Consider the following 26,173-nt stretch of genomic DNA (forward strand, 5'->3'; position numbering starts at 1 on the left):
AAGGCCGGCCCTGGACGTCCGGTCGCGGTGAACAGCAGCTCAGGCGCGGCGGGCGAGCAGTCAGTGGTTCGCAAGTCCGCCGCAAGCGGTGAAGCCCAAGTGGTCCACAAGGTCGCGCCCGCATCGTCCTCACAGCAACCCCGTCGCCGAGCAACCCGACTCGCCGGGCAACCCGACTCCTTGAGCGACCCGATCCAGCTGGGAGAAGCACCGTGACCATCGACCAGGCCCCGATCACCAGCACGCTGCCCGTCACGTCCGCGACGCCCGCCGGGGGACTGCGCTCACCCGGCCTGCTCGTCGCGGGCGCACCGGGCTACGACGCCGCGCGCACCCCGTGGAACGTCGCCATCGACCAGCGGCCCGCGGCGGTCGCCCAGCCGGCCGACGCCGCCGAGGTCGCCGCGGTCATCCGCCTGGCCGCCGCCAGCCGGCTGCGAATCGCCCCCCAGGGCACCGGGCACGGTTCGAGCCCGCTCGGCCCGCTCGACGACGTCCTGCTGCTGCGGACGTCCAGGCTGACCGGGGTCACCATCGACGCCGAGGCACGGCGGGCCCGGGTGGGTGCCGGGGCGCTGTGGCTCGACGTGGTGGCGCCGGCGGCCGAGTACGGCCTGGCCGCGCTGCACGGCTCCTCACCCGACGTCGGTGTCGCCGGCTACTCGTTGGGCGGCGGCCTGAGCTGGTATGGCCGGGCGCTGGGCCTGCAGGCCAACAGCGTGACCGCGCTGGAGCTGGTCACCGCCGACGGCACGCTCGTCCGCGCGGACGCCGAGAACGAGCCCGACCTGTTCTGGGCGCTGCGCGGCGGGGGCGGCAACTTCGGGGTCGTGACCGCGCTGGAGTTCGACCTGTACCCGATCAGCACCGTCTACGCCGGCCTGCTGGCCTGGGACTGGCGGCACAGCGAGCGGGTGCTGGCGCGGTGGGCGGAGTGGGCCGCCACCGCCCCCGACGCCGTCACCACCTCGCTGCGCATCCTGCAGGTCCCGCCGATCCCCGAGATGCCCGAACCGGTCCGCGGCCGGCAGCTGATAATCATCGACGGCGCGGTGCTGGCCGAGAACGCCGAGGCGGAGCGGATCCTCGCGCCGCTGCGGGAGCTGGCGCCGGAGATCGACACCTTCACCCGGCTGCCCGCGTCGGCGCTGATCCGGCTACACATGGACCCGGAGGCCCCGACGCCGGTGGTGTCGCTCGGCCGCACGCTCACCGAGCTGCCGCCGGCGGCCCTCAGCACCCTCCTGGACGTCGCCGGCCCGGACTCCGGCACCTCGCTGCTCGTTGCCGCCGAGCTGCGCCAGCTCGGCGGGGCGCTGGCCCGGCCGGTCGCGGGCGGCGGGGCGGTGGGCTCGCTGGACGGCGCGTTCGCGCTGTACTCCTGCGGCATCGCGGCCACTCCGGAGGTCGCCGCACAGGGCCTCACCGATCTGCGCCGGGTCGCCTCGGCCGTGGCCCCGTACACCGGCGCCCAGCAGTACCTCAACTTCGTGGAGGACCGCATCGACCCCGCCGCCGGCTTCGACCCGGTCTCCTGGTCACGCCTGCGGGCGATCCGCGCCGCGGTCGACCCGAACGGGATGTTCGTCGCCAACCACCCGATCCCCCTCGGCGGGTAGCACCCGTGCCGGCCGGGCACACCTGCGCGGGGACGTGCCCGCGCGGAGCCGGCCGGCCGGTGCCCGCCGCGTCCGGACCGCCTCGAAGCGTGAACCTCCCTGTGCCCCGTCGACCGGCGCCCGGCAGAATCATGTCCGGAACGCCCGGATGTGGCGTGCGGAAACGTGGCGAGTACGGCTTCGGGGGTGCGACGCATGGCGGACGGCGGACAGACGCCGCTGCGCGCGACGGATCCCCGGTTCATCGGTCCGCACGCCCTTGAGCAGGTCCTCGGCAGCGGCGGGATGGGCCGGGTGTACCTGGGACGCTCGCCGGACGGCCGCCGGGTCGCCGTCAAGGTCATCCACGATCACCTCGCCCGCGACGGGCAGTACCTGGCCCGCTTCGAACGGGAGGCCCGGATCGCGCGCGGCGTCGCACCGTTCTGCACCGCGGAGGTCCTGGACTTCGGCCTCTTCGACGGGCGCCCGTACATCGTCACCGAGTTCCTGGAAGGGCCCACACTCGCCGAGGCCGTCAGCGGGCAGGGGCCGCTGGCGACGACCGACCTGCACCAGCTCGCGGTGTCGATCGCCGCGGCGCTCACCTCGATCCACAGCGCCGGCCTGGTCCATCGCGACATCAAGCCGGCGAACGTCCTGCTGTCGAAGACGGGGCCGCGGGTCATCGACTTCGGCGTCGCGATGTCCATCGAGTCCGACTCGCTGCTGACCAACGCCTCCGACACCATCGGTACGCCCGCGTTCATGGCCCCCGAGCAGGCGTCGCGGGAGATCACGAGTGCCTCCGCCGACGTCTTCGCCTGGGGCGGGGTCGTGGCGTTCGCCGGCACCGGGCGGCCGCCGTTCGGGCTCGGCGCCGCCCCGGTCGTGATGTACCGGGTGGTGCACGAGGAGCCCGATCTCGCCGGTCTGGACTCCCGCCTGCTCCCCCTCGTCCGGGCCGCGATGAGCAAGAGCCCCGCGGCCCGCCCGACCGCCGCCGAACTGCTCGCGGAGCTGACCGGCTCGACCCGGCCGGGCCTCGTCGTGGCACCCCTACCAGCGCCCGCAGCACAGACGACACCGAGCACGACCGCGGGAACGGCTGGGGCTGCGACGGCGGGGCCGGGCGGGACGGCGGGGAGCGGACCGGACGGCCGCGCACCGGAACCTCCGCCGAGCGCGTCGCCGCGACAGCCTCCCCCGCCGCACCTGTCGCAGACGGTCACCGGCTTCAGCCCGCCGGCCGGGCACTCACAGCACCCGCAACACCCGCAACACCCGCAACATTCACAGCCCGCACCGGCGGAGGCATTCCCGCCCGCGGCCTCCGCACCGACCGACGCGGCGGCAACCGCGGTGGCGGCCCCGACACCACCATCGGACCGACCGCCACCGCCGGACGGACCGTCGCCATCGACCAGCCCGTCGCCGTCAGACGGGCCGCCGCCGTCAGACGTCTGGGCCGCAGCGAAGGCGGGTACACCGGCCGACGCCGCGTCCGCGGATGTGCCGGCGGGCGCGGGGACGTCGACTGGCACGCGGCGACCGGCGGATGGGCCGGGTTCCCGCCCCGACCAACCCCCGCGCACCACCGGCACAGCGCGAGCGGGGCGATCCGGGCGCGCGGAACGATCAGAACGCAGGCGCGGGCGGCGGCGGCGGATGCTGGGAGCCATGACGGCCGCGCTGGTCGCGCTCGGAGTGGCCGGCGGGGCGCTGTTGCTCGTCGGCAACCCGCTGGACTCGGCCGGCAGGGAAACCGCCGTGGCCCGGTCGACCGGTGGCGCGGTGATCGAGGCCGCCGGCCCCGCCGACCAGACGACAGCGGCGACTCCCGGTGCCCTGACGACAGACACCTCCGCCCCCACGGGCACAGCCACGGCGACCGCTCCCGCCACGGACCCGCCGCCGGCAGGCGCGGCGGAGGCCGCCACCGCCGGCCCGGCCGGGCCGAGCGCCTCGCCGGAGCCACCCGGCGGGCAGACCGACCCGAGGTACTGGACCGAGGTGCTCCAGGCTCTCGACCGAGCCCGGGTGGCGGCCTTCGAGACCGGTGACGTCAGGTTGCTCGCCCAGGTCTACACCGCCGTCAGCAGCGCACGGGCCGCCGACGAGGACGCGATCCGCGCCATGGTCATGATCGGCGGGCACGGGCAGGGCGGCGAACAGGTCTTCGAGAACGTCGAGGTGGTGACCGGGAACGCGTCGTTCGCGGTCCTGCATTTCACCTCGCACCTGAAGCCCTTCTCCATTCTCGACGCGAACGGCCGGGTGATCAGCCGGAATCCCGCCACCGCGCCGACGCTGCGGGAGGTCAACCTCGTCAGAACGGTGGACGGGTGGCGTGCCTCGCAGGTGACCGAGGTCTGACGCCGCCGCGCGAGCCCCACCGGGCGGCGGAACGCGCGCCGCGGACGGTGACTGCGCGATGATGAGCCGGTTGATCCCCGGCGAAAGTGGACACCCACCGGAGGCGACCGCGACCGCGACGTGGCGGGCGGCGGGCGGCGCGCCGGGCACGGCAGGACCCGAAGGGGGCCCGATGAGCGACGTTTCGATGATCATCGATGGAGAGCGCCGAGCCGCACCCGCGACCTTCGGAGTGGTCAACCCGGCTACGGGCGCCGTGCATGCCGACGCACCCGACTGCTCCCGCGAGCAACTGGACTCCGCCTTCGACTCCGCGGCCAAGGCATTCACCGACTGGCGCCGCGACGAGGCCGCCCGCCGTGCCGCGCTGGCAGCCGGCGCGGAGCTCCTGCGGGCGGCCACCGACCGCATCGCGCCCGTCCTGACCGCGGAGCAGGGCAAGCCGCTCGCTGCGGCGGTCGTGGAGGTGCGCGGTGCCGCCCACTGGCTGAAGTACTTCTCCCGGCTGGAACTCCCGCGCGAGGTCATCCAGGACGACGCGCGCGCCCGCGTCGAGGTGGTGCGCCGGCCGATGGGCGTGGTCGCGGCGATCACCCCATGGAACTTCCCGGTGATGCTGGCCAGCTGGAAGATCGGTCCCGCGCTGCTCGCCGGGAACACGATGGTCCTCAAGCCCTCGCCCTACACGCCCCGCAGCACGCTGCTGATGGCCGAGGTCCTCGCCGAAGCGCTCCCGCCGGGGGTGCTGAACGCCGTCTCCGGCAGCGACGAGCTGGGCCGGTGGATGACCGCGCACCCCGTCCCGCGCAAGATCAGCTTCACCGGGTCGGTGGCGACCGGGAAGCACATCGCCGCCTCCGCGGCCCCCGACCTCAAGCGCGTCACCCTGGAGCTCGGCGGCAACGACGCCGCCATCCTGCTCGACGACGTCGACCCGGCCGCCATCACGGAGAAGATCTTCCAGGGCGCCTTCGGCAACAGCGGGCAGGTCTGCTCGGCGATCAAGCGGCTGTATGTTCCCGAGTCCCGGCACGACGAGATCGTCGACGCGCTGGCGGCCCGGGCCGCGGCCGCGCGGCTCGGCGACGGCCTGGACCCGGGCACCGAACTCGGCCCGGTACAGAACCGCCCGCAGTTCGAGCGGGTCGGCGGGCTCGTCGCCGAGGCACTGCGCGGCGGGGCGAAGGCGGTCGCCGGCGGCGGCCCGCTCGACGGGCCCGGTTTCTTCTTCCAACCGACCGTGCTCACCGGAGCCGCCGAAGGCACCCGCATCGTCGACGAGGAGCAGTTCGGCCCGGCGCTGCCGGTGCTGACCTACCGGGACGTCGACGAGGCGGTAGCCAGGGCGAACGCGACGATGTTCGGGCTGTCCGGCTCGGTGTGGTCCGCCGACCCGGACCGGGCCGAGGCCGTCGCCGACCAGCTCGACTGCGGCACCGCCTGGGTGAACGCCCACGTCGCCCTCGGCCCGAACCAGCCTTTCGGCGGGTTCAAGTGGAGCGGCATCGGTGTCGAGAACGGCCCCTGGGGGCTGGCCGGCTTCACCGAGACCCAGGTCCGCTACCGCGCGCGCTGAGCGGCGCCTTTCGTGGATCAACGCAGGGCGTTCGGGGACGATGTCGGGCTTGACCCGAGTGCCGGGTGACAGTCGGGTGGGTCAGGCCGGGCTGCGGGCGACAGGCTGGTGCGGGTGCCGGGCCGGGCCGGTGCGCGGGTGCCGGGGCCGGGCCGGGCTTCGGGTGACGCCGAGCGCTTCGAGTGACACGGCCGTCTGATCGGCGGGATATCGCGGCCGTTGGGGCGGCCGCGGGGCCTGCCGGGCGGCGGCTCCGGGCTGGTACGGGAAGCGCACTGTGCCGGCTGGTCGACGTCCACGATCCCCTCTGTGGACGCCTTGGCCGGTGACGATCCCGCCGCGGTGCGGCCCCGGGGCTGCCGGCACCCGGCGGGACACCGCGGTAACGGCGCTACCTGGCCTTTCAGCGCGCCGGCAGGCCCCGAAACAGCCGTCACCCACCCGTGCGGCGCGGGTCCGCGAAGATTCGCCGACAGCGACTGAAGGGCTTTGTGTGTCCTTCGCTCGCAGGGGTTGCGGCCCCTGCGTCGCCGTGGTCGTCAAGACGTCTCGGCAGGAGACACAAGGAGCCCTTCAGGCGCGCGATCCCCACTCCCGCGCCCGCGCCCGAAACACCGAGCACCATCGTCAGATCACCGAACGCACCCGGCGAGCACCCACCCAGAACCCGCCGAGCACCTGACGGGCCTCCGCGCGTGCCGTCCGCCCCGCACCCGCACCCGCCCGCGCCTCCGCCCCCAGGCGCCCGCCCGAATCAGCACCGCACGGGTCAAGAGTCACGGGAATCGACCCAACCGCCAACCGGCGGCCGGCGGCCGGCGGCCGGCGGCCGGCGAGCGCACCCTCCGTCGGTGGCGAGGCTGAAAGCTATCCTCACCTGCTGTGGTCGACGGATCTGATGGCGGCACCGGGGGCGGGGGCCGCGACCGGTGGCCCCGGAGAGCCCGCAGGGGCGACAGCCGCGGGGCGCGGAGAGCCGAGCGCCGGGCACGCCGGCGGGCGCGGAAGAAGCGCGACGTCACCGACGCCTGTGACGCCTGTGACGCCTGTGACAGCTGCGACGGCTGCGATCTGTTCCTCACGCTGTCATCCCTGTTCACGGCGTTGTCGGCGCTCGCGGCCGCCGGCGGCCGACTATCCCGCCCCGACCACCCGCCGCATGGCCACCCGGCACCACCACGATCTGCGGCGGGTCGGGGCGTGCTGGCGGCGATCCGCCTCTACCAGGCCGTCCTGTCCCCCCGGCGGCCCGCGCGATGCCGGTTCACCCCGACCTGCAGCAGCTTCGCCGCCACCGCGATCACGCGCCACGGGGTGGCCGCCGGCGCCGCGATGACCGCGCGCCGGCTGCGCGACTGCCGGCCCGAGGTGCCCCGCGGAACCGTCTACCCGGTGCTCTGAGCCCGCCAGCCGGCAACCCGCCGGCCGCGAAGAAGATCAGGCCGAGGAGCGCGCGTCCACGGCACGGGGACGATCGGTTCCGGGCCGCTCCCAGTCCGGGGACGGGGCGACGCCGGGCGGGGAGAACGAGCTGAAGTCGGTCGTCGCCCGGAACGCCGGCAGCTGGTAGAGATCGCGGGCGTAGGCCCACAGGTCGCCGAAGGCGGCCAGCGGCGGCGTCCCCAGCTCCGCCGGCCCACGCTGGGCGTAGCGCACCAGCGTCACCCACAGCCGGACATCCGCCTCGGTGAGCGTGTCACCGGTCAGGTAGCGGGCGGACGCCAGCCGCCGGTCGAGCTCGGCGAACGCGTCCAGCAGCGCCGCGCGCGCCGCCGCGTCGTCGCGTGCCCGCTGGATCCCCTGGTTGACCGCCGGGCCGATCCAGCCGTCGAGCAGCGCGATCTCGTCGCGCAGCGCCTCCGGATAGGTGTCCGCGCCGTTGGACCACTCACGGAACTCGGTGGCGACGTCGATCCCGAGGCCGACGTAGTTGTTGCTGACCACCCGCCCGGTCTCCCGGTCCCACAGGGTGGGCACCGAGACGTGGCCGTCGAACCCGGGCTCGGTCGCCTCGTACGCCTCGCGCAGCAGGGTGAAACCGTTCACCGGGTCCGGGCCGTGCTGTTCGCGGAAGCCCCAGCCGCGGGCGTCCCGGGTGTTGTCCACGTAGGAGACGCTGATGACGTCTTCGAGGCCGTTCAGCGCGATCTGCAGCGTCACGCGCTGCGCCCACGGGCAGAACCAGCCGGCGTAGACGTGGTAACGCCCCGGCTCGGCCCGGTAGCCACTCGACCCGTCCGCGGTGATCCGGCCCGTGAAGCGGTAGAGCGGGCGTGGGTCGTCGGGCGCCTGGTTGATCCGATACGGGCCGTAGGCGGCCACGTCGGTCGGGCTGGCGTAGGCGGGGCGGCCGGCCGGGACCGCGGCGGTGGCGGCGGTGGCAGCGGCGGCGGCGGCAGCGGCGGCGGCAGCGGTGGCGGTGGCGGTGGCGGTGGCGGGGTTCGACATGGGCGACCTCCTCGGTTCCTCCGTTCAAGGCCGGGCGGCTTCTCCACTATTCCGGCCGGAGGAGTCAGGAAGCTGCCACCGAGGCCCGTGCCCCGGGTTCCGGTTCCCCTCCGTCTTCCCCCCTGCCCGCGGGCCGGGCGTGGGGGCGCACGCACCAGGGCGTACTCACCAGCCGGAGCTGTCCGAACCGCCGGAGGACGAGGAGTCGGAGCCGCCGCTCGACCACGAGCTGTCGGAACCGCCGGAGGACGAGGAGTCGGAGCCGCCGCTCGACCACGAGCTGTCGGAACCGCCGGAGGACGAGGAGTCGGAGCCGCCGCTCGACCATGAACTGTCGGAACCGCAGTTCGAGTAGCTGTCCGATCCGTGGTGGTCACGGTAACCGTGGCTGGGACCGCCGCCCCACGGATCCGAACCCGAATGCCCGCTGTGGCCACCGCACCAGGACGGGTTTCCGTGCTCGCCGCCGTACGGAGACCAGCCATAGTCCCCGCGCCACGGCTCGTGCGCGTCACCGAAGCGCCCGCGGGCCGCGGACGGCCCCCACGCGCCCCTGGAGCCCGCGAAGACGTCGGACGGAAAGCCGCCTCCCGGCCTCCCCCGCCGGCCTCCGGCGGACACCGGCGGCCAGGCACCTCGCCAGCCGGGCCGCCCCGCTCCGGGCCCGAACATCTCGCTCATCCGCCGCTGGAGCAGCCGGGGCAACAGCGCGATCGTCGTGACCATGGTGATCATCATCGCCACGGCGATCATCGGGCCCAGCAGGTACAGCCGGTCGTTCGGAAGCATGAACGCGACCGTGAGCATTCCACCCACGAGCACCACCGGCACCGCGGCCATCCTGACCATCACACGTGACATGTCCAGCGTTCTAGCGCAGGCCACGGGCCGTCCGGACGCGAACGACGCCGAGGCGACAGCTTCCCGCGGTTGTGGTGGCCCGCGTGGTCAGGCGTCCATCCAGATCCGCCGGTCGCGCGCCGCCGCGTAGATACGCTCCACGTCCTCGGCCCGCCACTGGCCCGTGACGCCGTCGAAGGCGTGGCGCAGGTCGTCGTGACACACCGCGAGGACATCCCGCAGCGACGGCACGACCGTGAGGCTCTCCGCCTCGACGAAGGCCAGCACGCCGGCGACGCCGACGCCGAAACCGCAGGCCCGGCTCAGCACCTCGGAGGCGCGCCGGGCCTCGGCCCGGGCCTTGCGCACGTAGTGGTGGGTCCAGCCGTCCACCTTCACCGCCTCGTCGCCCACCCAGATCCGGCGGCCGCGATGGTATTTGGTGTTGACCGTGAACACCCCGCCCGGACCGATCAGGAGATGGTCGATATCGACGTCCCGAGGTAACGGGATCGAGTGCAGCACCCGCCAGCCGGCAGCTGCCAGCGGCGCCAGCTCCGCCGCCACCAGGCGCTCCCCGGCCAGCCCGGTACGCCAGCCCGCCGTCTCCGGCCGGCCGCGCCGTAGCAGCCGGTCCGCCAGCGATCGCCAGAATCCGGGCCGCAGCTCGCGAAGCTTCGCGTGGATCGCCTCGCCGGGGCGATGGGCCGCGAGGTCGGGCGAAGGTTCCGGCGCGACATCCGGACGCCGCGCCGGCCACCCGCCCGCGCTCTCCGGCCGCCCGCCCGCGCTCACCGGCGGCTCCGGCACACCGGACGGCACCGGAGCGCCCGACGACCCGGGCGGAACAACCGCGCCGGCCGGCACTGTTGAAACCAGAATGCCGGACGTGTGCGGTGCGAGTGCCGCCAGCACAGCGTCGCGGCCCACCTCGTCGAGAAGCAGGGTGAGATGGCCGGTCGCGCAGTCGAGCCAGGCGGCGTTGCGGCCGTCCGGGAGGTTCACATACAGCCGCTGCCGCCCGTATCTGTTCCAGTGCCTGACCCGCAGCTCGCCCACGTTTCCCCCTTCGACAAGGACAGCACGACCGGCACGGCAGCACGAAAAGCGCGGCGGCAGCCGCACGAGAACGCCACCGCGCGAGAGCTCCACGGCGCGACAATCACGAAACCCGGCGCAGAGTTCGCGCCGGCCTCCGGGCCTCCGGCCCGGAAAAGTGCAGCGGCTTCACGCTAGCCGGATGCGGCGGCCCTTTCCACCGATATACGACCGCGACCGGGCGGCGCGCCGGCCGCGGACTCCTCCGCCGGCCACGGATCCCGAAAGGACGAACTCCCATGCTGCTGAACGGCGTGAACCACGTGGCGATTCTGACTAACGACGCCCGACGGCTGCACGCGTTCTACCACGAGGTCTTCGGGGCCACGGTGGAACACGAGGTCAGAATGCCGGGAGGAACGCTGTCCCTGGTCGCCATCGGCCCGGCCACCGAACTCAATGTGTTCGAACTCGACGACAACACCGAGGCGCTTCGCCAGACACCGATGTTCGGCCGCGGCCGCATCGATCACCTCGGCCTGCAGGCCGCTTCGACGGACGCGTTCGACCTCATCCGCGATCGGCTCATGGCCCGCGGCGCCACCGACGGGTTCGTCACCGATTTCGGCCCCGTCCTGAGCCTGTTCTTCCGTGACCCGGACGGGCTTGAGGCGGAGGTGTGCGTGCCCAACCCGGCGGCGAAGCCGGGGGTCTACAACCCGCCGGGCACACCCGCCCCCGGCTACCAGGCGCGCGCCGCGGAGCCCACCCCGACCACCGACGACGATCAGGAGACCCCGCGTGTGCGATGACGACTCGGCGACCGACCTGGTGGGTGCCCTGGCCAGCGCGCCCCGGCCCGCGCCCGGCCCGGCCGTCGACCCGATCTCACTGGCCCCGGTGGACGAGGTCGTCATCACCACCCTCATGGACAACACCTTCGACGCGTTGCTGACCGGCGACGAGCGGGTCGCCCGGGCGCCGCGCGGGGCCGGCCTGGTCGAGGCACCGCAGTTCGAGAACGGGCTGACGACCATGGGTCTGCGAGCCGAGCACGGCTTCTCGGCGCTCGTCCGCGTCCGCCGCGGTGACACGGTGACCAGCCTGCTGTTCGACACCGGGGTGTCGCCGGACGGCATGGTCAGCAACGCCGACCGGCTCGGGATCGACCTCGGCGAGGTCCAGGGCGTCGTCCTCAGCCACGGCCACTTCGACCACGCCGGCGGTCTCGCCGGGCTGGCCGGCCGCCGCGGAGTCCGCGGCCTGCCGATGACCGTGCACCCGCTGGTCTGGACCCGCCGCCGGCTGGCGCCGCCCGGGCTCGACCCGTCCGAGCTGCCGACGCTGAGCAGGCGGGCGCTGGAGTCGGAGGGCTTTGCGGTCCTCGAGCGCCGTGATCCGTCGCTGCTGGTCGACGGGAGCGTGCTGATCACCGGCGAGGTCGACCGGACCACCGCGTTCGAACGCGGGATGCCGCCACCGCATCAGGCCTGGGACGGCGCCGGCTGGCAGCCCGACCCACTGGTGCTGGACGACCAGGCGCTCGTCGTCCACGTCCGGGACCGGGGCCTGGTGGTCCTGACCGGGTGCGGGCACGCCGGCGCGGTCAACATCGTCCGGCACGCGCTGCGGCTGACCGGGGTGCCTCGGCTGCATGCGCTGGTGGGCGGGCTGCACCTGGGCGGCGCCGCCTTCGAGCCGGTCATCCCCCCGACGGTCGGCGCGTTCACCGAGCTGGCGCCCGAGCTCCTCGCACCCGCGCACTGCACCGGCTGGCGCGCCCAGCAGGCCTTCGCACAGGCCTTCCCCGATGCCTGGGTGCCGAGCAGCTCGGGCACCTCGTTCCGCCTGGCCGCATGAGCGGCGAGACGCGGATCCCGCTCGTGCCCGGCAGCCGCCCGCCGTGAGGTGCTCGGCTCGGCCACGCGCAGGATCACGGCGCCGGCCTGGATCACGTCCGGAGGCGACGTTCCGCTTTCGGTTTCACCTCGCCACCGATGTGTCTAGGCTTGGCGCCGGGAAACCCGGCGGCTGGAGCAGGCCGGCCGGCCACAGCACCGGCCGTGAAGGTGAGCGATCCCCCCGTGAGCTCCAGCCAGTCCGTCATCGCCCCTGCCGCGGGCCCGCCCGTCGCCGCGAGGTCCACACGGGCGGTCGTGACGACGCTCGCCGGGGCCGGCGTCATCGTCACGATCATGGGCACTGTCATCGTGCCGCTGATCCCGTCGCTGCCGACGCTGCTGCACACCTCCACCGCGGACGCCTCCTGGGCGATCACCGCGACGCTGCTGGCCGGGGCGGTGGCCATGCCGGTGGCGGGCCGGCTCGGCGATCTCCACGGCAAGCGGCGGGTCCTCGTCGCGAGCACCTGGATCATGGTCGCCGGCTCGGTGCTGTGCGCGCTGACCAGCTCGCTGGCGCCGGTGGCCGCCGGGCGGGCGCTCCAGGGTGTCGGTATGGCGGCGGTCCCCCTCGGGATCAGCATCATGCGCGACGTGCTGCCACCGGCCCGGCTGGGGGCGGCGATCGCGGTGATGAGCTCGTCCTTCGGGGTCGGCGGCGCGCTCGGCCTGCCCGTCTCCGCGCTGATCGCGCAGAGTATGAGCTGGCACGCCCTGTTCTGGATGTGCGCCGGCGCCGGGGCGGTCTTCGCGATCCTGGTGCGGATCGTCGTGCCGGAGTCACCGGTGCGCGCGGGCGGCCGGTTCGACGTCCTCGGTGCGGTGGGCCTCAGCGGCGGGCTGCTCGCGCTGCTGCTGGCGATCACCAAGGGCAGCGCCTGGGGCTGGGGAAGCGCGCCGACGCTGTCCCTGCTCGCGGCCGCCGTCATCGTCCTCGGGCTCTGGGGCCTCTTCGAGACCCGCCTTGACGCCCCCCTCGTCGACCTGCGGGCGACCGCCCGCCGGCAGGTGCTGCTGACCAACCTGGCCGGCCTCGTCGTCGGCTTCTCGATGTACGCCATCGCCATCGTCACCCCGCAGGTGCTGCAGCTGCCGGCCGCGACCGGCTACGGCCTCGACCAGTCGATGCTGGCCGCCGGCCTGTGGATGGCACCGGGTGGGCTGGCGATGATGGCCATCGCGCCGTTCACGGCCCGGCTCACCGCCGCGCGCGGGCCGAAGGCGACGCTGCTCGTCGGCACCGGGGTGATCGCCCTCGCCTACGTCGCGGGACTCGGGCTGATCGGCTCCCCCGCCGGCGTCATGCTGTTCGCCCTGCTGAACAACTGCGGCGTCGCGTTCGCCTACGCCTCGATGCCCGCGCTCATCATGAGCGCCGTCCCGCTCTCCCAGGGCGCCTCGGCCAACGCGCTCAACAGCCTGTCGCGCTCGATCGGCATGTCCACGGCGAGCGCCGTCGTGGCGGTCGTCCTGGCGCATTTCACGGTCCCGCTCGGAGCCGCCGCCGTGCCGTCGCTGACCGGCATCCGGGTCTGCCTGATCCTGGGGGCCGTCGTGGCGGGGGTCGCCGGCCTCGTCGCCCTCGCGCTCCCCGGCCGCCCGCGGGTTGCCGGCCCGGCCTCCGCCGCACCCCTCGCGGGCGTCGGTGAGCCGGCGCCGTCCACGCCTTCGACCACCGCCACCGCCTGACCGGGGCGGCACCCGGCCACCCGCGTTCCTCCTTTTCAGAATCCCCCGCTGACCGCGGGACGCCGGCCGAATTCCGCCGCCTGAAATCGGGAAGGTGCCCCGGCTTCGGGGTTGACCGCCCCGGCCGATGCCCTGGAGCCCGGGGCTTCCGGGTATCTGGACAGCCGGATAGCCGATCGGCTATCCTCCTGCCCCATGACGCGGATCACCGGCGAACGGATCCTTTTATGGACGCTGCCCGGAACTGCGGCGATCTGGCTCGCGGCGTTTTTTCTCTTCCCCGGATTCCTCCCGCCGATGTCGCCGAGCGCGACACCGGCCGAGATCGCGGACTTCTACCGCGAGAACACCGCCCGCATCCGCTACAGCATGATCGTTTTTAATTGGTTCTGTGTGGCGTTGATTCCGGTTCTGATGCTCGTCGTGGAACGGATGCGGGGCATGGCGCATCGCACGCCGGTGCTGCGCTACTGCATGATCGGCTGCGCCGGTGCCGCTCCCATCGCATTCCTCACCGCGAGTATCTTCTGGCTCCTCGCCGCTTTCCGGCCGGACCGCGCCCCCGAACTCACCCAGCTCTACAACGACCTGGCGTGGATCACGTTCACCTGCGGCGTTCCCTTCCTCGTCGCCCAGAGCCTCTTCCTCGCGGTCGCCATCCACCTCGACCAGCAGGAGAAACCGGTGTTCCGGCGGTGGGTCGCGGTCTTCAACCTCCTCATCGCGATCGCTCTGCTGCCGGCGGGGTTCGCGGGGCTGGCGCACAGCGGAGTTTTCGCCTGGGACGGATTCCTTTCGTTCTGGGTCAGGAACGCCGCCATCGCGCTCTGGATCATCGTGATGGGCGTCGTCCTGGGGCGGACCCTCCCCCGCGGCCACACCCCCGAGGCCACCGCGTGAGGCGCCCCGCCTGGTACGACAACCCGAAGCGCGAGTTATGGCTCATGTGGTGCGCGACGCTGGCGTTCTACCAGCTGTACACCGTCGTCTTCTTCGTGATCACGCGCACGCAGCCGCCCGGCCGGCCGTGGTACAGCCCCGACCAGGTCGCCGGCTGGTTCAGCGACCATCATGACGGCCTGCTCATCGGCCTGGCACTGATCTTCGTTCTCGGCGGCTTCTCGGCGACGTCGATCGCACTGATCACCTACTCGATCCGGCGGATGTCGGTCAGCCGGGCGTTCGCCTACTCCTACCTGATTCTGTACGCGGTCAGCGCGGTGCCCGGTTTCCTGTTCATCTGTGTGGCGATGACGGCCGGCGCCCTGCGACCGGAACGCGACCCCGAGCTACAGCGGTGGCTTTACGACCTGGGTTTCCTGTCGTTCTCCGGCACCATGGGCGTCTTCCTCGTCGGCTCACTGGTCTGGATGACCGCGATTCTCCTCGACCGGAACCGTGTCTTTCCGCGGTGGTTCGGCTACCTGAACCTCTGCAACGCCCTCACCGAGGTCGTGGTCGCACCGTCCTNGATGTTCCAACGCGGCGTGTTCGCCTGGAACGGCCTGGTCGCATGGTGGATCAACGTGGTCGTGTTCGGCATCTACACCGGCGTCTTCATCAGCCTGCTGCGTAACGTGATCCGCCGCGAGGACTTCGGTACCGGGCCGCTGCCCGGCCTCCCGCCGAGGAAGTCACCTGCCCGCGCGGCCGCGGAGGTGGCACCGTGACGACCACCGGGCAGTCGGGCGGGCCGCCGGAGGCGGGCACGACCGCGATCTCTACCGCGACCACCAGGAGCGCGGGGCGGGTCCCCGGCCAGCCGGACATGTGGGTCCTCGTCCTCTTCGAGTCCCTCGTGTTCACCGCGTACTTCGGTGTGTACCTCTACCAGCGGACCCAGCACGAGGCCGCGTTCCTGCGGGCTCAGTCGCACCTCGACCTGGGCCTCGGGATCCTGGACACCATCATCCTGCTGACGAGTTCGTGGTCGATAGCCCGCTGCGTCCAGGCCACCCGCGCCGGGCGCCACGGGGCCGCGCTGCGGGACGCGTTCCTCACCGCCGGCTTCGGCGCCGCCTTTCTCGCGCTCAAGGTCGTCGAATGGACCGGGCACATCAATGCGGGCAACACGTTCACCAGCGGCGACTTCTTCCAGCACTACTTCTTCCTCACCGCGATCCACGCCGTCCACCTGCTGATCGGCTTCGTCGTACTCGGCGTGCTCGGGTACCAGCTCGCCAGCCCGCACCGGCGTTCCCAGGAAGTGGTCGAAACCTGTGCCACCTACTGGCACACGGTCGACTTCCTCTGGGTCCTGATCTTCGCTCTGCTCTATGTCGTGAGGTGATCCGTGCTGACCGCCCTCAACAAGAGGCTCCTCGCCGGCTGGCTCGTCCTGTCGGTCATCACGGTGATCTACCTGTGGATCGACCACTCGGCTGACGACCACGGCGCCCCGACGGCGAGCACCGCGGTCACCGTGAGCGCGATCATCCTGGCCCTGGTGAAGGTCCGCATCATCATCCGGGAGTTCATGGAGGTGCGGCACGCCCCCCGGCTGCTGCGCGGCCTCACCGATCTCTGGGTCGTGCTCATGACGGCGGTGCTGCTCGGGACGTACTTCGTGGGAAAGGCCGTCGCCGGCTGACCCGAGGTTGCGGCGGCAGGGGCTGGCCCGAGGTCGGGGTGACAGTGCTGTCTGATCGGAGGAACGGCCACCGGCCCGCCGCACCCGACCGAACCCGCTACAACGCCGTCACCAGGGCTTTCAGCGGGCGCACGGGCACCGCGACCGCCCTCGTCCACCCCCGCGCCGCGGGTCCGCGGGTGTTCGCCGACAGCGGCTGAAGGGCCCGTTGTGTCTCCGCTCCCGCTGGGATTGCAATTCATCCACCACCGGGGTTGTCAAGCCTTGCCNGAGGGGACACGCAGAGCTCTTCAGCCGCCGCGTCGCCACACCCGCGCCCCCACCCGAAGCGCTGACCACCCCCGTCAGATCACCCAACGCACCCAGAGGTCCCGCACACCGTCCTTGACGCATGCCGTTATGGGAATGCGATGACGCCCATGGCACGAGCGGCAACGACGTCGGATGTCTTCAACGCGATCGCCGAGCCACAGCACCGGGAGGTCGGGCTGGTGCGGGACCGCAGGGCGGGCAAACAGCGCCTGTACGGCCTCGACGCCCGCGGGCTGCGACCGGTCCACGAGTGGGCCGGCGGGTTCGAGCGGTTCTGGAACGAGAGCTTCGACCGCCTGGACGCATACGTGCGGGACCTGAAGCAGACAAGGCAGGAGGACTAGGTGATGAGCGAGACGAGACGAGGAGCGCCGGCGCCGTCCGGGCCGGCTGACCGCGAGATCGTGATCTCCCGCGTCATCGACGCCCCCCGGGAGCTGGTGTTCGAGGCGTTCACCGAGGTGCGGCACCTGTCGCGATGGCCTTCGAGTCGGTCCTCACGTTCGCGCCCGACGGCGCGGCGACCCGGATCGAGATGCGCACGGTGTTCCCCACCAGGGGCGCGCGACGAGGCGGTCGAGAAGTACCACGCGATCGAGGGCGGCCAGCAGACCCTGGGCAACCTGGCCGCCTACGTCACCGAGATCGAGCGGACGAAAGTGGCGGGCTGATCGCCGCGAAGGTGCCCCGCGGCGTGCCGATGTCGTTGGACGTCAGACTGGTTCCGACGGACGCGCCGCTTCCGGCAGACCCGGTGCCGGGTCCGCCACCTGCGGCACCGGCACCGGGTCTGCCGGCGCGGCCGGGTCGCCGGAGTGGCCGCGCATCCCGGCGGCCTGGACACCCGCGACGGCGATCAGGGTCGCGACCCCGCCGAACCACATCGCCGCCCGCGCGTCGGTCCGCTCGGCCAGCGCGCCGACCAGCAGCGAGCCCAGCGGGGTCGACCCGATCATGATGGTCGAGTAGATGGCCATCACCCGCCCGCGGAAGAGCGGGTCACTGCCGAGCTGGATGCGGTGGTTCGCGGCCTGCGCGAAGTAGAGCACCCCGAAGCCGGTGACGAACAGGCCGGCCGCGGCGGTCTCGAAGGTCGGGGCCCAGCCGGTCAGCGTCATCGCCACGCCGAGGCCGACCGCGGCGGCGTTCACCAGACCCGCCGACGGCCGGCTGCGGCGGCCGGTCGTGACCAGCGCCGCCGCCAGTGACCCGCCGGCGAAGGCGGTGGTGAGCAGGCCGAACGCCGCGGCGTCGGTGTGAAAGACCGTCCTGGCCAGCAGTGGCAGGGTGAGCTGGAAGTTCATGGCGCACAACCCGACCACGGCGAGCAGGGCCAGTGGCAGTGCCAGGTCCCGGCGGGAGGCGACGTAGCGCAGCCCGTCCACGACCCGCGCGGCAGTCGCCGGGCGGGCCCCGCGCTGTAGCTCCTCCGTGCGCATGAGCCGCAGCCCCGCCACCGTCGCGAGATAGCTCACCGCGTTGATGACCATGACCGGGCCGGGGCCGATCGCCGCGATCAGCGCACCGGCGAGCGCCGGGCCGGCAACCNGGGCAACGTTGAAGTAGGCGGCACTCAGGGCCGAGGCGTTCGGCAGCAGTTCGGGGCCGACCAGCTCGCTGATGAACGACAGCCGGGCCGGGATCTCGACGGCGCTGGCCATCCCCAGCGCCAGCGCGAACAGCTGGATCTGCCACAGCGCCACCCCGCCGGTGAGCACCAGCACCGCGAACGCCACCGCGACCGCCGCGGAGACGAGGTTGGCGCAGGTGAGCAGCAACCGCTTGTCGTACCGGTCGGCGAGGCGGCCGCCGAGCAGCGTGAACAGCAGTGACGGCGTGAACTGCAGCGCGGTGACGGTTGCGAGCGCCCCCGGTGAGTCGTCGGTGATGTCGAGCACGAGCCAGTCCTGGGCGACCACCATCATCCAGGTACCGGCGACCGACAGGATCTGCCCGATCACGAAGAGCCGGAAGTTGCGCACGCGCAGGGAACGGAACGGGTTCACGGTCCTCCTCACTATGGGTGCCCACCGGGATCACGGTGGCCACCACGGTCCGGTCCACCCGCCGGCGGAACCGGCCACGACCCGCCCACCGCATGCGTATGAGAAGCCACGCAGGGTATCTACCGCGGCATCGGGGACGCGGGTGCTCGCACCGGGCTGACCTGCCCGTGACCGTTACGGACGCACCGGCCCGCACCCCCCGGGGGGATTACTCCGCATCTTCCAGGGAGGCACTTGCGCCATGGCGATTCTGTGTCGTCCGACCGTCCTGGTGCCGGAACATGTGATCTCCATGGAACAGACGCTGGAACTGGCCCGCCGGCTGCACCCGGACCATCCGCGGCTCGACCTGGTGCTGCGGCTCGTCGAGAACACCGGGGTCCGCGAGCGGCACCTGATCCGCCCGATCGAGGAGACTCTGCGCCATCCGGGCTTCGAGGCGCGCAACGCCGTGTACGGGCAGGAGGCCCGGCGCCGGGTACCCGCCGCGGTGCGGGCCGCCCTGGACAGCGGTGGCCTCGACGCGCGGGAGATCGACGCGATCATCTTCGTCTCCTGCACCGGGTTCCTCATGCCGTCGCTGACCGCCTGGATGATCAACAACCTGGGCTTCCGCAACGACACCCGCCAGATCCCGATCGCCCAGCTCGGCTGCGCCGCCGGCGGCGCCGCCATCAACCGGGCCGGCGACTTCTGCGCCGCCTATCCGGACGCGAACGTGCTCATCGTGGCCTGCGAGTTCTGTTCCCTGTGCTACCAACCGACGGACCACGAAGTGGGCACGCTGCTGTCCAACGGACTGTTCGGGGACGCGGTCGCCGCGGCGGTCGTCCGGGGCCGCGGCGGTACCGGCATCAGGCTGGAACGCAACGGCTCCTACCTGGTGCCGGACACCGAGGACTGGATCTCCTACGCGGTCAAGGCCACCGGCTTCCACTTCCAGCTCGACAAGCGGGTCCCCACCACGATGGCGCTGCTGGCGCCGGCGCTGCACGGGCTCGCGCACCGCCACGGCTGGGACGCGTCCGAGCTCGACTTCTACATCATCCACGCCGGGGGCCCACGCATCCTCGACGATCTGCGCGACATCCTCGACGTGGAGGCGTCGTCCTTCCGCTACAGCCGGGCGACGCTCACCGAGTACGGGAACATCGCCAGCGCGGTGGTGCTCGACTCGCTGCGCCGGATGTTCGACGACGACGCCCTCGAACCCGGCGCGCGGGGCGTGATCGCCGGGTTCGGCCCCGGCATCACCGCGGAGACCTGCGTGGGAACGTGGGTCCGTGCCCCGGACGTGCCGGCCGACCTCACTCCTCGACGTCCACGCCGGCGAGCTGTACCCGCCGGAACGCGGCGAGGCGTTCGGCCTCGGCGGTGATCGACCCGCGCAGGGCCGCGGTCAGCGGCCGCCACATCGTCACCCGCACCCGCAGCCGGCCGCCGGACTGACGCGGGCGCCACAGGCCGCCGATCTCCCCGTCGACGAGCACGGCGCCGGGCCGCCCGAGCACCGGCCACAGCGACTTCGCCCGCGCCGGGTCGGGCACCAGCAGCGCTCTGTCCCGCGCCTGCAGGAACAGGTCGTACGGCCCGAGCAGCCGGGTCGCGCGCGCCGGTGGGGCGGCGAGCAGCCGCCCGCGGTCCTCGGCGAGCAGCCACCGCCGCTCCCCGTCGACGGTCACCTCCACGGCATCGGACGGCCAGCGGGCGCGGATGTCCTTCACCGGCGCGTCGAGGAACTCGGCCACCTGCTTCGGCGTCGCCGGGCCGAACAGCCGCAGGTAGCAGCGGACGACGTCGAATCGCTCCGGCACCGACGCCGCGCGGGCGAACCCGGGCATCGGCTCCAGCACGGGCGGCGAGGTCCCGGCCCTGAGCTCCAGGCCCGCCGGTAGCGCCGCGAGCCGGAACGGCTGCTCGTACAGATGCGTGGCCTGGCACGGCCGGCAGGCACGCAGGTAGGGCGGGGGCATCAGCTCCGTCAGCCGGCGGGACACCTCACCCTTCACCATCGGGGCGGTGACCACCCCGCGCAGCGCCTCGGCGACCGCGCCGAGCGCGGTGAGCGAGCTGATGCCGGCCGCCCGCAGCGATCTGCCCGCCTCGAAGATCCGTTTCGTGGCGTCCGCCTCCGAGAACGGTGCGGTGGCCGCGGCGACGGCGGGCAGATCACCGCGCCGGTACAGGTGCGGGGCGCCGCGCAGCGTCCACACCGTCGCCAGCTGATCGCCGCCCGGAACCGCCACGCCCACCCCGCGGACCGCGAGCGCCCACAGCCCGCCGTCGGGACCGGTGTCCTGGACGCCGAAGTCCAGCACGGCGGTGCCCGCCAGCGTGGCGGCGGCACCGTCCAGCCCCTGGGCGCTGGTCCGGAAGGCGAGAACACCCGCCCGCGTCACCTTGTCGACCATGCGGCCACCGTAACCGGCACCTGCGACAGTCCGGTGGTGGCCGGACGGCCGGGAACTGTCGCACCATCGGGCTACGGTCCGCTCCTACCGGCCCCTTCGAACGACACCGGCCCGCGGGCCGGCTCCCGGGAGTCCCGATGACGCCACCAGCCCGGCCAGCCGCCGTCGTGTTCGACTGCGACGGAACCCTGGTCGACAGCGAGATCTGCTGGCACCGCGCCTACACCACGCTGTTCGGCCACCACGACCGCGTGTTCACCGTCGAGCACCACCACACGCTCGTCGGCCAGCCGCTGCACGTCGTCGGCCAGGTCCTCACCACCGTGCTCGGCTTCGCCAGCCACCACGGCACCCGGCTCGTCGGCGACATCCTCGACCTCGTCACCGTCGAGCTCGCGGCCGGCGCGCCCGCCCGGCCGGGTGCCGTCGGCCTGGTGCGCGAGCTCGCCAGCCGAGGCTACCCCCTCGCCGTCGCCTCCAGCGCCCCGCGGGAGCTGGTGCGCGGCCACCTGGCCGCCATCGGCGTCGCCGACGCCTTCCCGGTCGTCCTCGGCGGCGAGGACACCGATCGGCCGAAGCCGCATCCCGACATCTACCTGCGCGCCTGCGCCGCCCTCGGGGCCGCTCCCGGGCACAGCGTCGCGATCGAGGACTCGCCGCCGGGGGTCCTCGCCGCCCGCGACGCCGGCCTGTATGTGATCGGTGTCCCGATGCGCCCGAGTTTCACGCTGGCCGCCCACCTGACCGCCGGCGACCTCGGCGCCCCCGGGGTCCGGGGCGCGCTGGGGCTGCCGCCGCTGGCCGGCCCGGCCGGTGATCCACCGCGGCGGGCCGCCGCCGACGCGGGGTGACCACGCGGCTGCCCCGCGGCGCCACCCATAGGGTGGGGGCATGGAGAAGCCCGACATCGACTTCGTCGACCCGACCCCGCCGACCGACCTGGTCGTCCAGGACATCACCGAGGGCAGTGGACCCGAGGCCACCGCCGGCCGGACGGTCTCGGTGCACTACGTCGGCGTCGCGCACAGTTCGGGCGAGGAGTTCGACGCCTCGTACAACCGCGGCCAGCCGTTCAGCTTCCACCTCGGCGCCGGGCAGGTCATCCCCGGCTGGGACCAGGGTGTGCAGGGCATGAAGGTCGGCGGCCGGCGCCAGCTGGTCATCCCCCCGCACCTCGCCTACGGCTCCCGCGGCGCCGGCGGCGTCGTCAAGCCCAACGAGACCCTCGTCTTCGTCGTCGACCTGCTCGGAGTGCGCTGACCTCGGAGTGCGCTGACCCACCGCCCGGAGAGCACCGTGGGCCGGCTCCTCGCCGGTCCGCGGGCACCCGGCCGGGCCGGCCACGTCCCGCCGGCTCGCCTCAGAGTGATCCGGGGAGCCGGGCGGTAGCCAGCGTCGCCAGTCTGTCCGCGCCGGCGTCGGCGATGTCCACGTCGGCGAAAGCGCCGTGCAGCCGGGCCGTGGCACGGGCCGGCCCGGTCGAGATCTGCCGCAGGTAGCGGACGTTCAGCGAGCTCAGCGCGACCGGCTCGGCGAGCAGCGACAGCACCGCCTCCTCGGCGGCGAAGGCGACTATTCCGCCCTGGATCGCTCCGGAGGCGTTCAGCCCGTCCGGCCGGCGTGGCACCTCGACCTCCCCCGGCTTCGTGATCGTGCGGCCGACCCGCTCCGCGAGCGGCACGGTCAGCCGCGGGCCCGTCGGCAGCACCTTCGGGAAGCCGTCCGGGAAGACATGCAGCGGATTCGGCGAGACCACGAAGGACGCGTGGGACAACGCGGTCAGCTCCCCGGTGCGCCCGTCCAGGAAGCGCGTCTCGCAGACGGTCACCGTCCGGCCGATCTTGATCGCGGTCGCCACGATCTCCACCCGCTCGCCGACCCGCGGCGCGCGGCGCACCTGAACCTCCAGCTCGAGCGTGACCGTGACCCGCGGCCGCTTCGCCTGCCCCGCCACCGTGCCGGCCAGGACGTCGGCCCAGGTCGCGAGCACGGAGGTCCGCAGCAGCGAGGTACCGGGCAGGCAGAGCTCCGGTATGACGTCGGCCTCGCCGCGCCGTGTCGTCCCCTCGCCCTCGGAGCGCAGGCCGAGTTCGGCGACGATGCGCCGCAGCGGCGGCATCTCCTGACCCGGGTCACCGGGGCGCGCGGGCACTGTCGACGTCATGGACCAATCCCCCGGGAAACCATTGGATATCTGGCGATTTCTCTCACCGTCGCACCACCCCATGCTCACCCGCAAGCAACCGCCCCGCCACCGCACGCTTCCGCGGGTCCGCTGCACAGAGCGGGCTGCGCGGTCAGATCGGCGCGGTCAGATAGGCGTAGTGAAGCCGCCAGGCGGCGAACAGGTCACGGAAGAAGGGGAATCCGGCCGCCAGCGGAATGATCGACTCGACGGTCTCCGCGTAGTACGCGCGCTGTTTCGCCGGGCGGGGGTNGGTGTGCAGGCGCTGGGTGCTGCTGTACCGGTCGGCGAGTTTGACCGCGATCGCGTCGGGCGGCGCGACGGCCAGCCGGTCGAGATAGGCCTGGCGTGCCTGCTGTCTGCTCTGCCNGGTCGCGGGCTCCGGTTTGGTCAGGTGCTCCACCAGTTCGGCGACGGCCGGTCCGAATTCCTCGGCGACCTCGCCCGGGGAACACGGGGTGTCCTCGACGACGTCGTGCAGCAGCGCGGTGGCGAGGGGCCCGAGCCGGCGTTCGCCGGTGCCGACAAGCAGCACTTCCAGTGCTTCGAGCAGATGTGTGCGGTAGGGCTGACCGGCCGGTCGGCGTTGTTCGCCGTGCCGGAGTTCGGCGAACCGGTAGGCCCGGCGCAGTACCGAGGTGTCGTGCGGGCCGAGGGCGGCGGAGACGGTGGGTTCGGCGTCGGCCCAGGTCCTCCAGGATGCGAAGATCCGAATTCCGCCGGCCGGTTGATGCTGAGTCATCGGCGCTCCCCGACGCGAGATACCCGCATCCGTCCCGGTATGCGGCCTGGTCTGTGTGGGCCGTCAGCTGACGTCGCGCACCTTCGATCTTCATTGTCGCCCGTCGTCCGCCCTCGGCGCATCCGCCCTGTCCGCCCCGGGCCGATGTCCGTGCGCCCCGGGCCGCACTCCAGATCTGCGGCTCCGCGATCCGGTGTGTGCAACTGTGGGACGCCCGTCCCCGGGCTTTGTGGCCGGCCGGCAGAATCGCGAGGAGCGAATGGCAGAGACAACAGAGCCAGCAGAGACAGCAGAGACAACGGAACGGTTCGAGGTCACCCGCCAGGTCGCCGCGTCCCCCGCGGATGTCTTCGCCCTGCTGTGTGACCCGCGTGGCCATGTCGCCATCGACAGTTCGGGCATGCTGCAGTCGGCGGAAGGCGAACCGGTGGCGGGCGCCGGTGACCGCTTCGTCGTCCACATGGACCGCGAATCCCTCAACGACTACCCGCTCGGGAAGTACGACGTCACGGTGGCGATCACCCGGTTCGAGCGGGACGCCCTCATCGAGTGGACGATCGAGGGGATCCTCGACCCGCCGCTGCGCCACCTGTACGGCTACCGGCTGGCGCCCAGCGAGATCGGGACGGCGGTGACCTCCTACTACGACTGGAGCGAGATCGACGAGGCGTACCGGGGGGCGGGCATCTTCCCCGTCATCCCGGAGGCCGCGCTGCGGGCGACGCTCGGAATCCTGGCCCGCACGCTGGAGAACCGCTCGGGCTGAGACGCGACCGAGCCCGCCCGCGGGCCGAGGGCGCCCGCGCCCACGGGCTCAGGTCGGGTGAGCCCGTGGGCGCGGGCGCCCCCTCCCCACCGGGATCTCGCCGGCGGGGAGGAGGCGTTCCGCCGGTCAGCGCTGCCGAGGCAGAGCCGGTCCGGCCGGCGGGGAGGACCGCGACGGGCGGCGCAGCAGGACGACGGCGGGCAGGATGCCGGCGAGCGCGAGACCGGCCGTCACCCACCACGCCTGGCGGAAGACGTGCAGCGAGACGTCGGCGCCGACCGAACCGTCACCGAGGACGGCGACGACGACGGCGACCCCGAGCACGAAGCCGATCTGGCGGATCATGTTGATGACCGCGGACCCGGTCGCGAACGACTGGGCCGGCAGCGACGACGCGGCCGCCGCCATCAGCGTCGGCAGCGTCAGGCCGACTCCGGCGCCGGTGAGGAGCATGCCGCCGAGCACCCCCGTGACGTAGTTCGGCTGCTCGCCCACCGACAGCGCCCACCAGGCCACACCCCCGCCGAACAGCGCGCTGCCGGCGGCCATGACGGCGCCCGGGCCGAAGCGGGCGATCAGCGCCGCCGCGGCCCCGAAGGAGATCAGCGGGACCATCAGCGGCCCCGGCGCGATCGCCAGGCCGGCCCGCAGCGCCGACCAGCCCCAGTGCCCCTGCACCCACAGCACCAGCGACAGCAGCATCGCGGCGAACGAGGCCGAGAACAGCACCGCCACCAGCGACGCGCCGGTGAACGCCCGGCTGGTGAACAGGTCGGGGTGGACCAGCGGGTTCCGGCTGGTCACGCAGTGCGCGGCGAACAGCCCCAGCAGCACGGCGGCACCGACGAGGGTCGCGAGCGCGGTCGCGGACGACCAGCCCCAGTCACCGCCGCGCACCAGACCGACGGTCAGCAGGCCGACTCCCCCGGTGGCGAGCACCACCCCGACCGGGTCGGGACGCTCGACCGGCTGCCCGGCCAGGTGCGGCAGCCGCCGCCAACCGACCACGAGAGCCGCCACCCCGACGGGGATGTTGATCAGGAATACCCAACGCCAGCTCGCGGTCACCAGCAGGCCGCCGATCACCGGGCCGACCGCCGCCGCCATTCCACCCACCGCCGTCCAGGCCCGCACGGCGCCCTGGCGGCGCTCGGCGCTGTGCGCCGCCAGCACCAGGCCCAGCGACGTGGGGGTGACCAGGGCGGCGCCGGCGGCCTGCGCCAGCCGGAAGCCGATCAGCATCTCGACGTTGGTGGCCGCGGCGCAGGCCGCCGACGCGAGCGTGAAGATCCCGACGCCGAGCAGGAAACCGAGGTCGCGGCGGTACCGGTCGGCGAGCCGTCCGAAGAACACCAGCAGCGCGGCGTAGACCACCGCGTAGCCGTTCAGGACCCACGACAGGGTGCCCAGGTTCTTCTCACCGAGATCGTGGGCGATCTGCGGCAGCGCGACGTTGACGACGAACAGGTCGAGGTTCACCAGGACCACACCGGCGCACACGATCAGCAGCACTCCGCGCCCGGACGCGGTCCGGCGCCCGGACCCGGTCTGGGAACCGTCCCGACCCGGTGGCGCCGCGGCCCCCGGACTCTGCCCGGGCGTCGCGTTCCCAGCCCGTCCAGCCCGTCCCGCAATGAGTTCTGTCATAGAACTGACCATAGGGGCTTGCCGTTCTATGACGCAACCCACTAGCGT

Annotated in this window: 24 protein-coding genes and 6 pseudogenes; 18 read left to right on the forward strand and 12 right to left on the reverse strand. The window is 73.0% G+C overall.

Going from position 1 to position 26,173, the window contains the following annotated elements:
• The first annotated feature begins 212 nt into the window (after window positions 1-212).
• The 3 genes from UG55_RS06070 to UG55_RS06080 all read left to right on the forward strand — a co-directional run bounded on the left by UG55_RS06070 (window position 213) and on the right by UG55_RS06080 (window position 5,550).
• Window positions 213-1,619 (forward strand): FAD-binding oxidoreductase, encoded by a 1,407-nt coding sequence (locus tag UG55_RS06070; protein WP_242423796.1) that lies wholly within the window; start codon window positions 213-215, stop codon window positions 1,617-1,619.
• 195 nt (window positions 1,620-1,814) lie between these two features.
• Window positions 1,815-3,974 carry a serine/threonine-protein kinase gene (locus UG55_RS45935; protein ID WP_066063954.1) on the forward strand — a complete coding sequence of 720 codons (2,160 nt, stop codon included), beginning with the start codon at window positions 1,815-1,817 and terminating at the stop codon, window positions 3,972-3,974.
• A gap of 172 nt (window positions 3,975-4,146) precedes the next feature.
• Window positions 4,147-5,550 (forward strand): aldehyde dehydrogenase family protein, encoded by a 1,404-nt coding sequence (locus UG55_RS06080; RefSeq protein ID WP_066063956.1) that lies wholly within the window; start codon window positions 4,147-4,149, stop codon window positions 5,548-5,550.
• 627 nt (window positions 5,551-6,177) lie between these two features.
• Here UG55_RS06080 and UG55_RS29380 read toward each other — a convergent pair.
• Window positions 6,178-6,330 carry a hypothetical protein gene (locus UG55_RS29380; RefSeq protein ID WP_199865048.1) on the reverse strand — a complete coding sequence of 51 codons (153 nt, stop codon included), beginning with the start codon at window positions 6,328-6,330 and terminating at the stop codon, window positions 6,178-6,180.
• Between the two features lie 102 nt (window positions 6,331-6,432).
• On the opposite strand from UG55_RS29380, the gene yidD reads away from it, so the two are divergent.
• Entirely contained in the window at window positions 6,433-6,951 is a 519-nt protein-coding gene (gene yidD, locus UG55_RS29385) for a membrane protein insertion efficiency factor YidD (RefSeq protein ID WP_199865049.1), read from the forward strand.
• Between the two features lie 36 nt (window positions 6,952-6,987).
• Here yidD and UG55_RS06090 read toward each other — a convergent pair whose 3' ends face one another.
• The 3 genes from UG55_RS06090 to UG55_RS06100 all read right to left on the reverse strand — a co-directional run bounded on the left by UG55_RS06090 (window position 6,988) and on the right by UG55_RS06100 (window position 9,897).
• On the reverse strand, window positions 6,988-7,998 hold the full coding sequence (locus UG55_RS06090; protein WP_083986453.1) for a glutathione S-transferase C-terminal domain-containing protein: 1,011 nt from the start codon (window positions 7,996-7,998) through the stop codon (window positions 6,988-6,990).
• A 165-nt stretch (window positions 7,999-8,163) separates the two neighbouring features.
• Entirely contained in the window at window positions 8,164-8,859 is a 696-nt protein-coding gene (locus UG55_RS06095; RefSeq protein ID WP_066063962.1) for a hypothetical protein, read from the reverse strand.
• An 87-nt stretch (window positions 8,860-8,946) separates the two neighbouring features.
• Window positions 8,947-9,897, reverse strand: a complete 951-nt coding sequence (locus UG55_RS06100) for a nuclease-related domain-containing protein (protein WP_066063965.1) — start codon at window positions 9,895-9,897, stop codon at window positions 8,947-8,949.
• A 278-nt stretch (window positions 9,898-10,175) separates the two neighbouring features.
• On the opposite strand from UG55_RS06100, the gene UG55_RS06105 reads away from it, so the two are divergent.
• The 10 genes and pseudogenes from UG55_RS06105 (at window position 10,176) to UG55_RS06145 (ending at window position 17,039) form a co-directional block, all read left to right on the forward strand.
• Window positions 10,176-10,688 (forward strand): VOC family protein, encoded by a 513-nt coding sequence (locus UG55_RS06105; protein ID WP_066063967.1) that lies wholly within the window; start codon window positions 10,176-10,178, stop codon window positions 10,686-10,688.
• Window positions 10,678-11,736: an MBL fold metallo-hydrolase gene (locus UG55_RS06110; RefSeq protein WP_066063969.1), complete on the forward strand. Its 1,059-nt coding sequence runs from the start codon at window positions 10,678-10,680 to the stop codon at window positions 11,734-11,736. The genes UG55_RS06105 and UG55_RS06110 overlap by 11 nt, the downstream gene beginning before the upstream one ends.
• 137 nt (window positions 11,737-11,873) lie before the next feature.
• Window positions 11,874-13,466, forward strand: coding sequence for an MFS transporter (locus tag UG55_RS06115; RefSeq protein ID WP_199865050.1), 1,593 nt, complete (start codon window positions 11,874-11,876; stop codon window positions 13,464-13,466).
• A gap of 195 nt (window positions 13,467-13,661) precedes the next feature.
• A complete protein-coding gene (locus UG55_RS06120; RefSeq protein ID WP_066063972.1) occupies window positions 13,662-14,366 on the forward strand; it encodes a hypothetical protein in 705 nt (234 codons plus the stop codon).
• A partial coding sequence (locus tag UG55_RS46695) for a hypothetical protein (RefSeq protein WP_396230814.1) occupies window positions 14,363-14,936 on the forward strand: 574 nt, incomplete at its 3' end. The genes UG55_RS06120 and UG55_RS46695, both read left to right, overlap by 4 nt.
• Before the next feature lies 1 nt (window position 14,937).
• Window positions 14,938-15,136: pseudogene (locus UG55_RS46700) on the forward strand (hypothetical protein); the annotation flags it as partial.
• Between the two features lie 98 nt (window positions 15,137-15,234).
• Window positions 15,235-15,756 carry a cytochrome c oxidase subunit 3 gene (locus UG55_RS06130; RefSeq protein ID WP_066064224.1) on the forward strand — a complete coding sequence of 174 codons (522 nt, stop codon included), beginning with the start codon at window positions 15,235-15,237 and terminating at the stop codon, window positions 15,754-15,756.
• Between the two features lie 3 nt (window positions 15,757-15,759).
• Entirely contained in the window at window positions 15,760-16,056 is a 297-nt protein-coding gene (locus UG55_RS06135) for a cytochrome C oxidase subunit IV family protein (RefSeq protein WP_066063975.1), read from the forward strand.
• Between the two features lie 419 nt (window positions 16,057-16,475).
• Window positions 16,476-16,712 carry a hypothetical protein gene (locus tag UG55_RS06140; RefSeq protein ID WP_066063978.1) on the forward strand — a complete coding sequence of 79 codons (237 nt, stop codon included), beginning with the start codon at window positions 16,476-16,478 and terminating at the stop codon, window positions 16,710-16,712.
• Window positions 16,713-16,715: 3 nt separating this feature from the next.
• Window positions 16,716-17,039 (forward strand): annotated as a pseudogene (locus tag UG55_RS06145) (hypothetical protein).
• 42 nt (window positions 17,040-17,081) lie between these two features.
• Here UG55_RS06145 and UG55_RS32920 read toward each other — a convergent pair.
• Both UG55_RS32920 and UG55_RS32925 read right to left on the reverse strand, forming a co-directional pair.
• Window positions 17,082-17,916, reverse strand: an 835-nt coding sequence (locus UG55_RS32920) for an MFS transporter (protein WP_242423799.1), incomplete at its 5' end; no start/stop codon positions are given.
• A 1-nt stretch (window position 17,917) separates the two neighbouring features.
• A pseudogene (locus UG55_RS32925) lies at window positions 17,918-18,374 on the reverse strand (MFS transporter); the annotation flags it as partial.
• Between the two features lie 241 nt (window positions 18,375-18,615).
• On the opposite strand from UG55_RS32925, the gene UG55_RS06155 reads away from it, so the two are divergent.
• Window positions 18,616-19,752 (forward strand): type III polyketide synthase, encoded by a 1,137-nt coding sequence (locus tag UG55_RS06155; RefSeq protein ID WP_083986457.1) that lies wholly within the window; start codon window positions 18,616-18,618, stop codon window positions 19,750-19,752.
• On the opposite strand, the gene UG55_RS06160 is transcribed toward UG55_RS06155, so the two are convergent.
• Window positions 19,682-20,785, reverse strand: a complete 1,104-nt coding sequence (locus tag UG55_RS06160; RefSeq protein WP_066063980.1) for a winged helix DNA-binding domain-containing protein — start codon at window positions 20,783-20,785, stop codon at window positions 19,682-19,684. The genes UG55_RS06155 and UG55_RS06160 overlap by 71 nt on opposite strands.
• A 137-nt stretch (window positions 20,786-20,922) precedes the next feature.
• Here UG55_RS06160 and UG55_RS06165 point away from each other — a divergent pair, with 137 nt between their 5' ends.
• Both UG55_RS06165 and UG55_RS06170 read left to right on the forward strand, forming a co-directional pair.
• Window positions 20,923-21,636 carry an HAD family phosphatase gene (locus tag UG55_RS06165; RefSeq protein WP_083986458.1) on the forward strand — a complete coding sequence of 238 codons (714 nt, stop codon included), beginning with the start codon at window positions 20,923-20,925 and terminating at the stop codon, window positions 21,634-21,636.
• Window positions 21,637-21,676: 40 nt separating this feature from the next.
• Window positions 21,677-22,045, forward strand: coding sequence for an FKBP-type peptidyl-prolyl cis-trans isomerase (locus UG55_RS06170; protein ID WP_066063983.1), 369 nt, complete (start codon window positions 21,677-21,679; stop codon window positions 22,043-22,045).
• 100 nt (window positions 22,046-22,145) lie between these two features.
• On the opposite strand, the gene UG55_RS06175 is transcribed toward UG55_RS06170, so the two are convergent.
• From UG55_RS06175 to UG55_RS46715, 4 genes and pseudogenes are all read right to left on the reverse strand, one after another.
• Entirely contained in the window at window positions 22,146-22,949 is an 804-nt protein-coding gene (locus tag UG55_RS06175; protein ID WP_066063986.1) for a hotdog domain-containing protein, read from the reverse strand.
• Window positions 22,950-23,082: 133 nt separating this feature from the next.
• Window positions 23,083-23,222 (reverse strand): annotated as a pseudogene (locus UG55_RS46705) (phosphohydrolase); the annotation flags it as partial.
• Between the two features lies 1 nt (window position 23,223).
• A pseudogene (locus UG55_RS46710) lies at window positions 23,224-23,339 on the reverse strand (bifunctional (p)ppGpp synthetase/guanosine-3',5'-bis(diphosphate) 3'-pyrophosphohydrolase); the annotation flags it as partial.
• A 1-nt stretch (window position 23,340) separates the two neighbouring features.
• A pseudogene (locus UG55_RS46715) lies at window positions 23,341-23,712 on the reverse strand (HD domain-containing protein); the annotation flags it as partial.
• A 259-nt stretch (window positions 23,713-23,971) separates the two neighbouring features.
• On the opposite strand from UG55_RS46715, the gene UG55_RS06185 reads away from it, so the two are divergent.
• A complete protein-coding gene (locus UG55_RS06185; RefSeq protein ID WP_066063989.1) occupies window positions 23,972-24,478 on the forward strand; it encodes an SRPBCC family protein in 507 nt (168 codons plus the stop codon).
• Window positions 24,479-24,604: 126 nt separating this feature from the next.
• Here the strand turns inward: UG55_RS06185 and UG55_RS06190 are convergent, their stop codons facing one another.
• Complete coding sequence (locus UG55_RS06190; protein ID WP_083986459.1) at window positions 24,605-26,125, reverse strand: MFS transporter; 1,521 nt, start codon at window positions 26,123-26,125, stop codon at window positions 24,605-24,607.
• Window positions 26,126-26,173 lie beyond the last annotated feature (48 nt).

Source organism: Frankia sp. EI5c, from assembly GCF_001636565.1.
GTDB lineage: Bacteria > Actinomycetota > Actinomycetes > Frankiales > Frankiaceae > Parafrankia.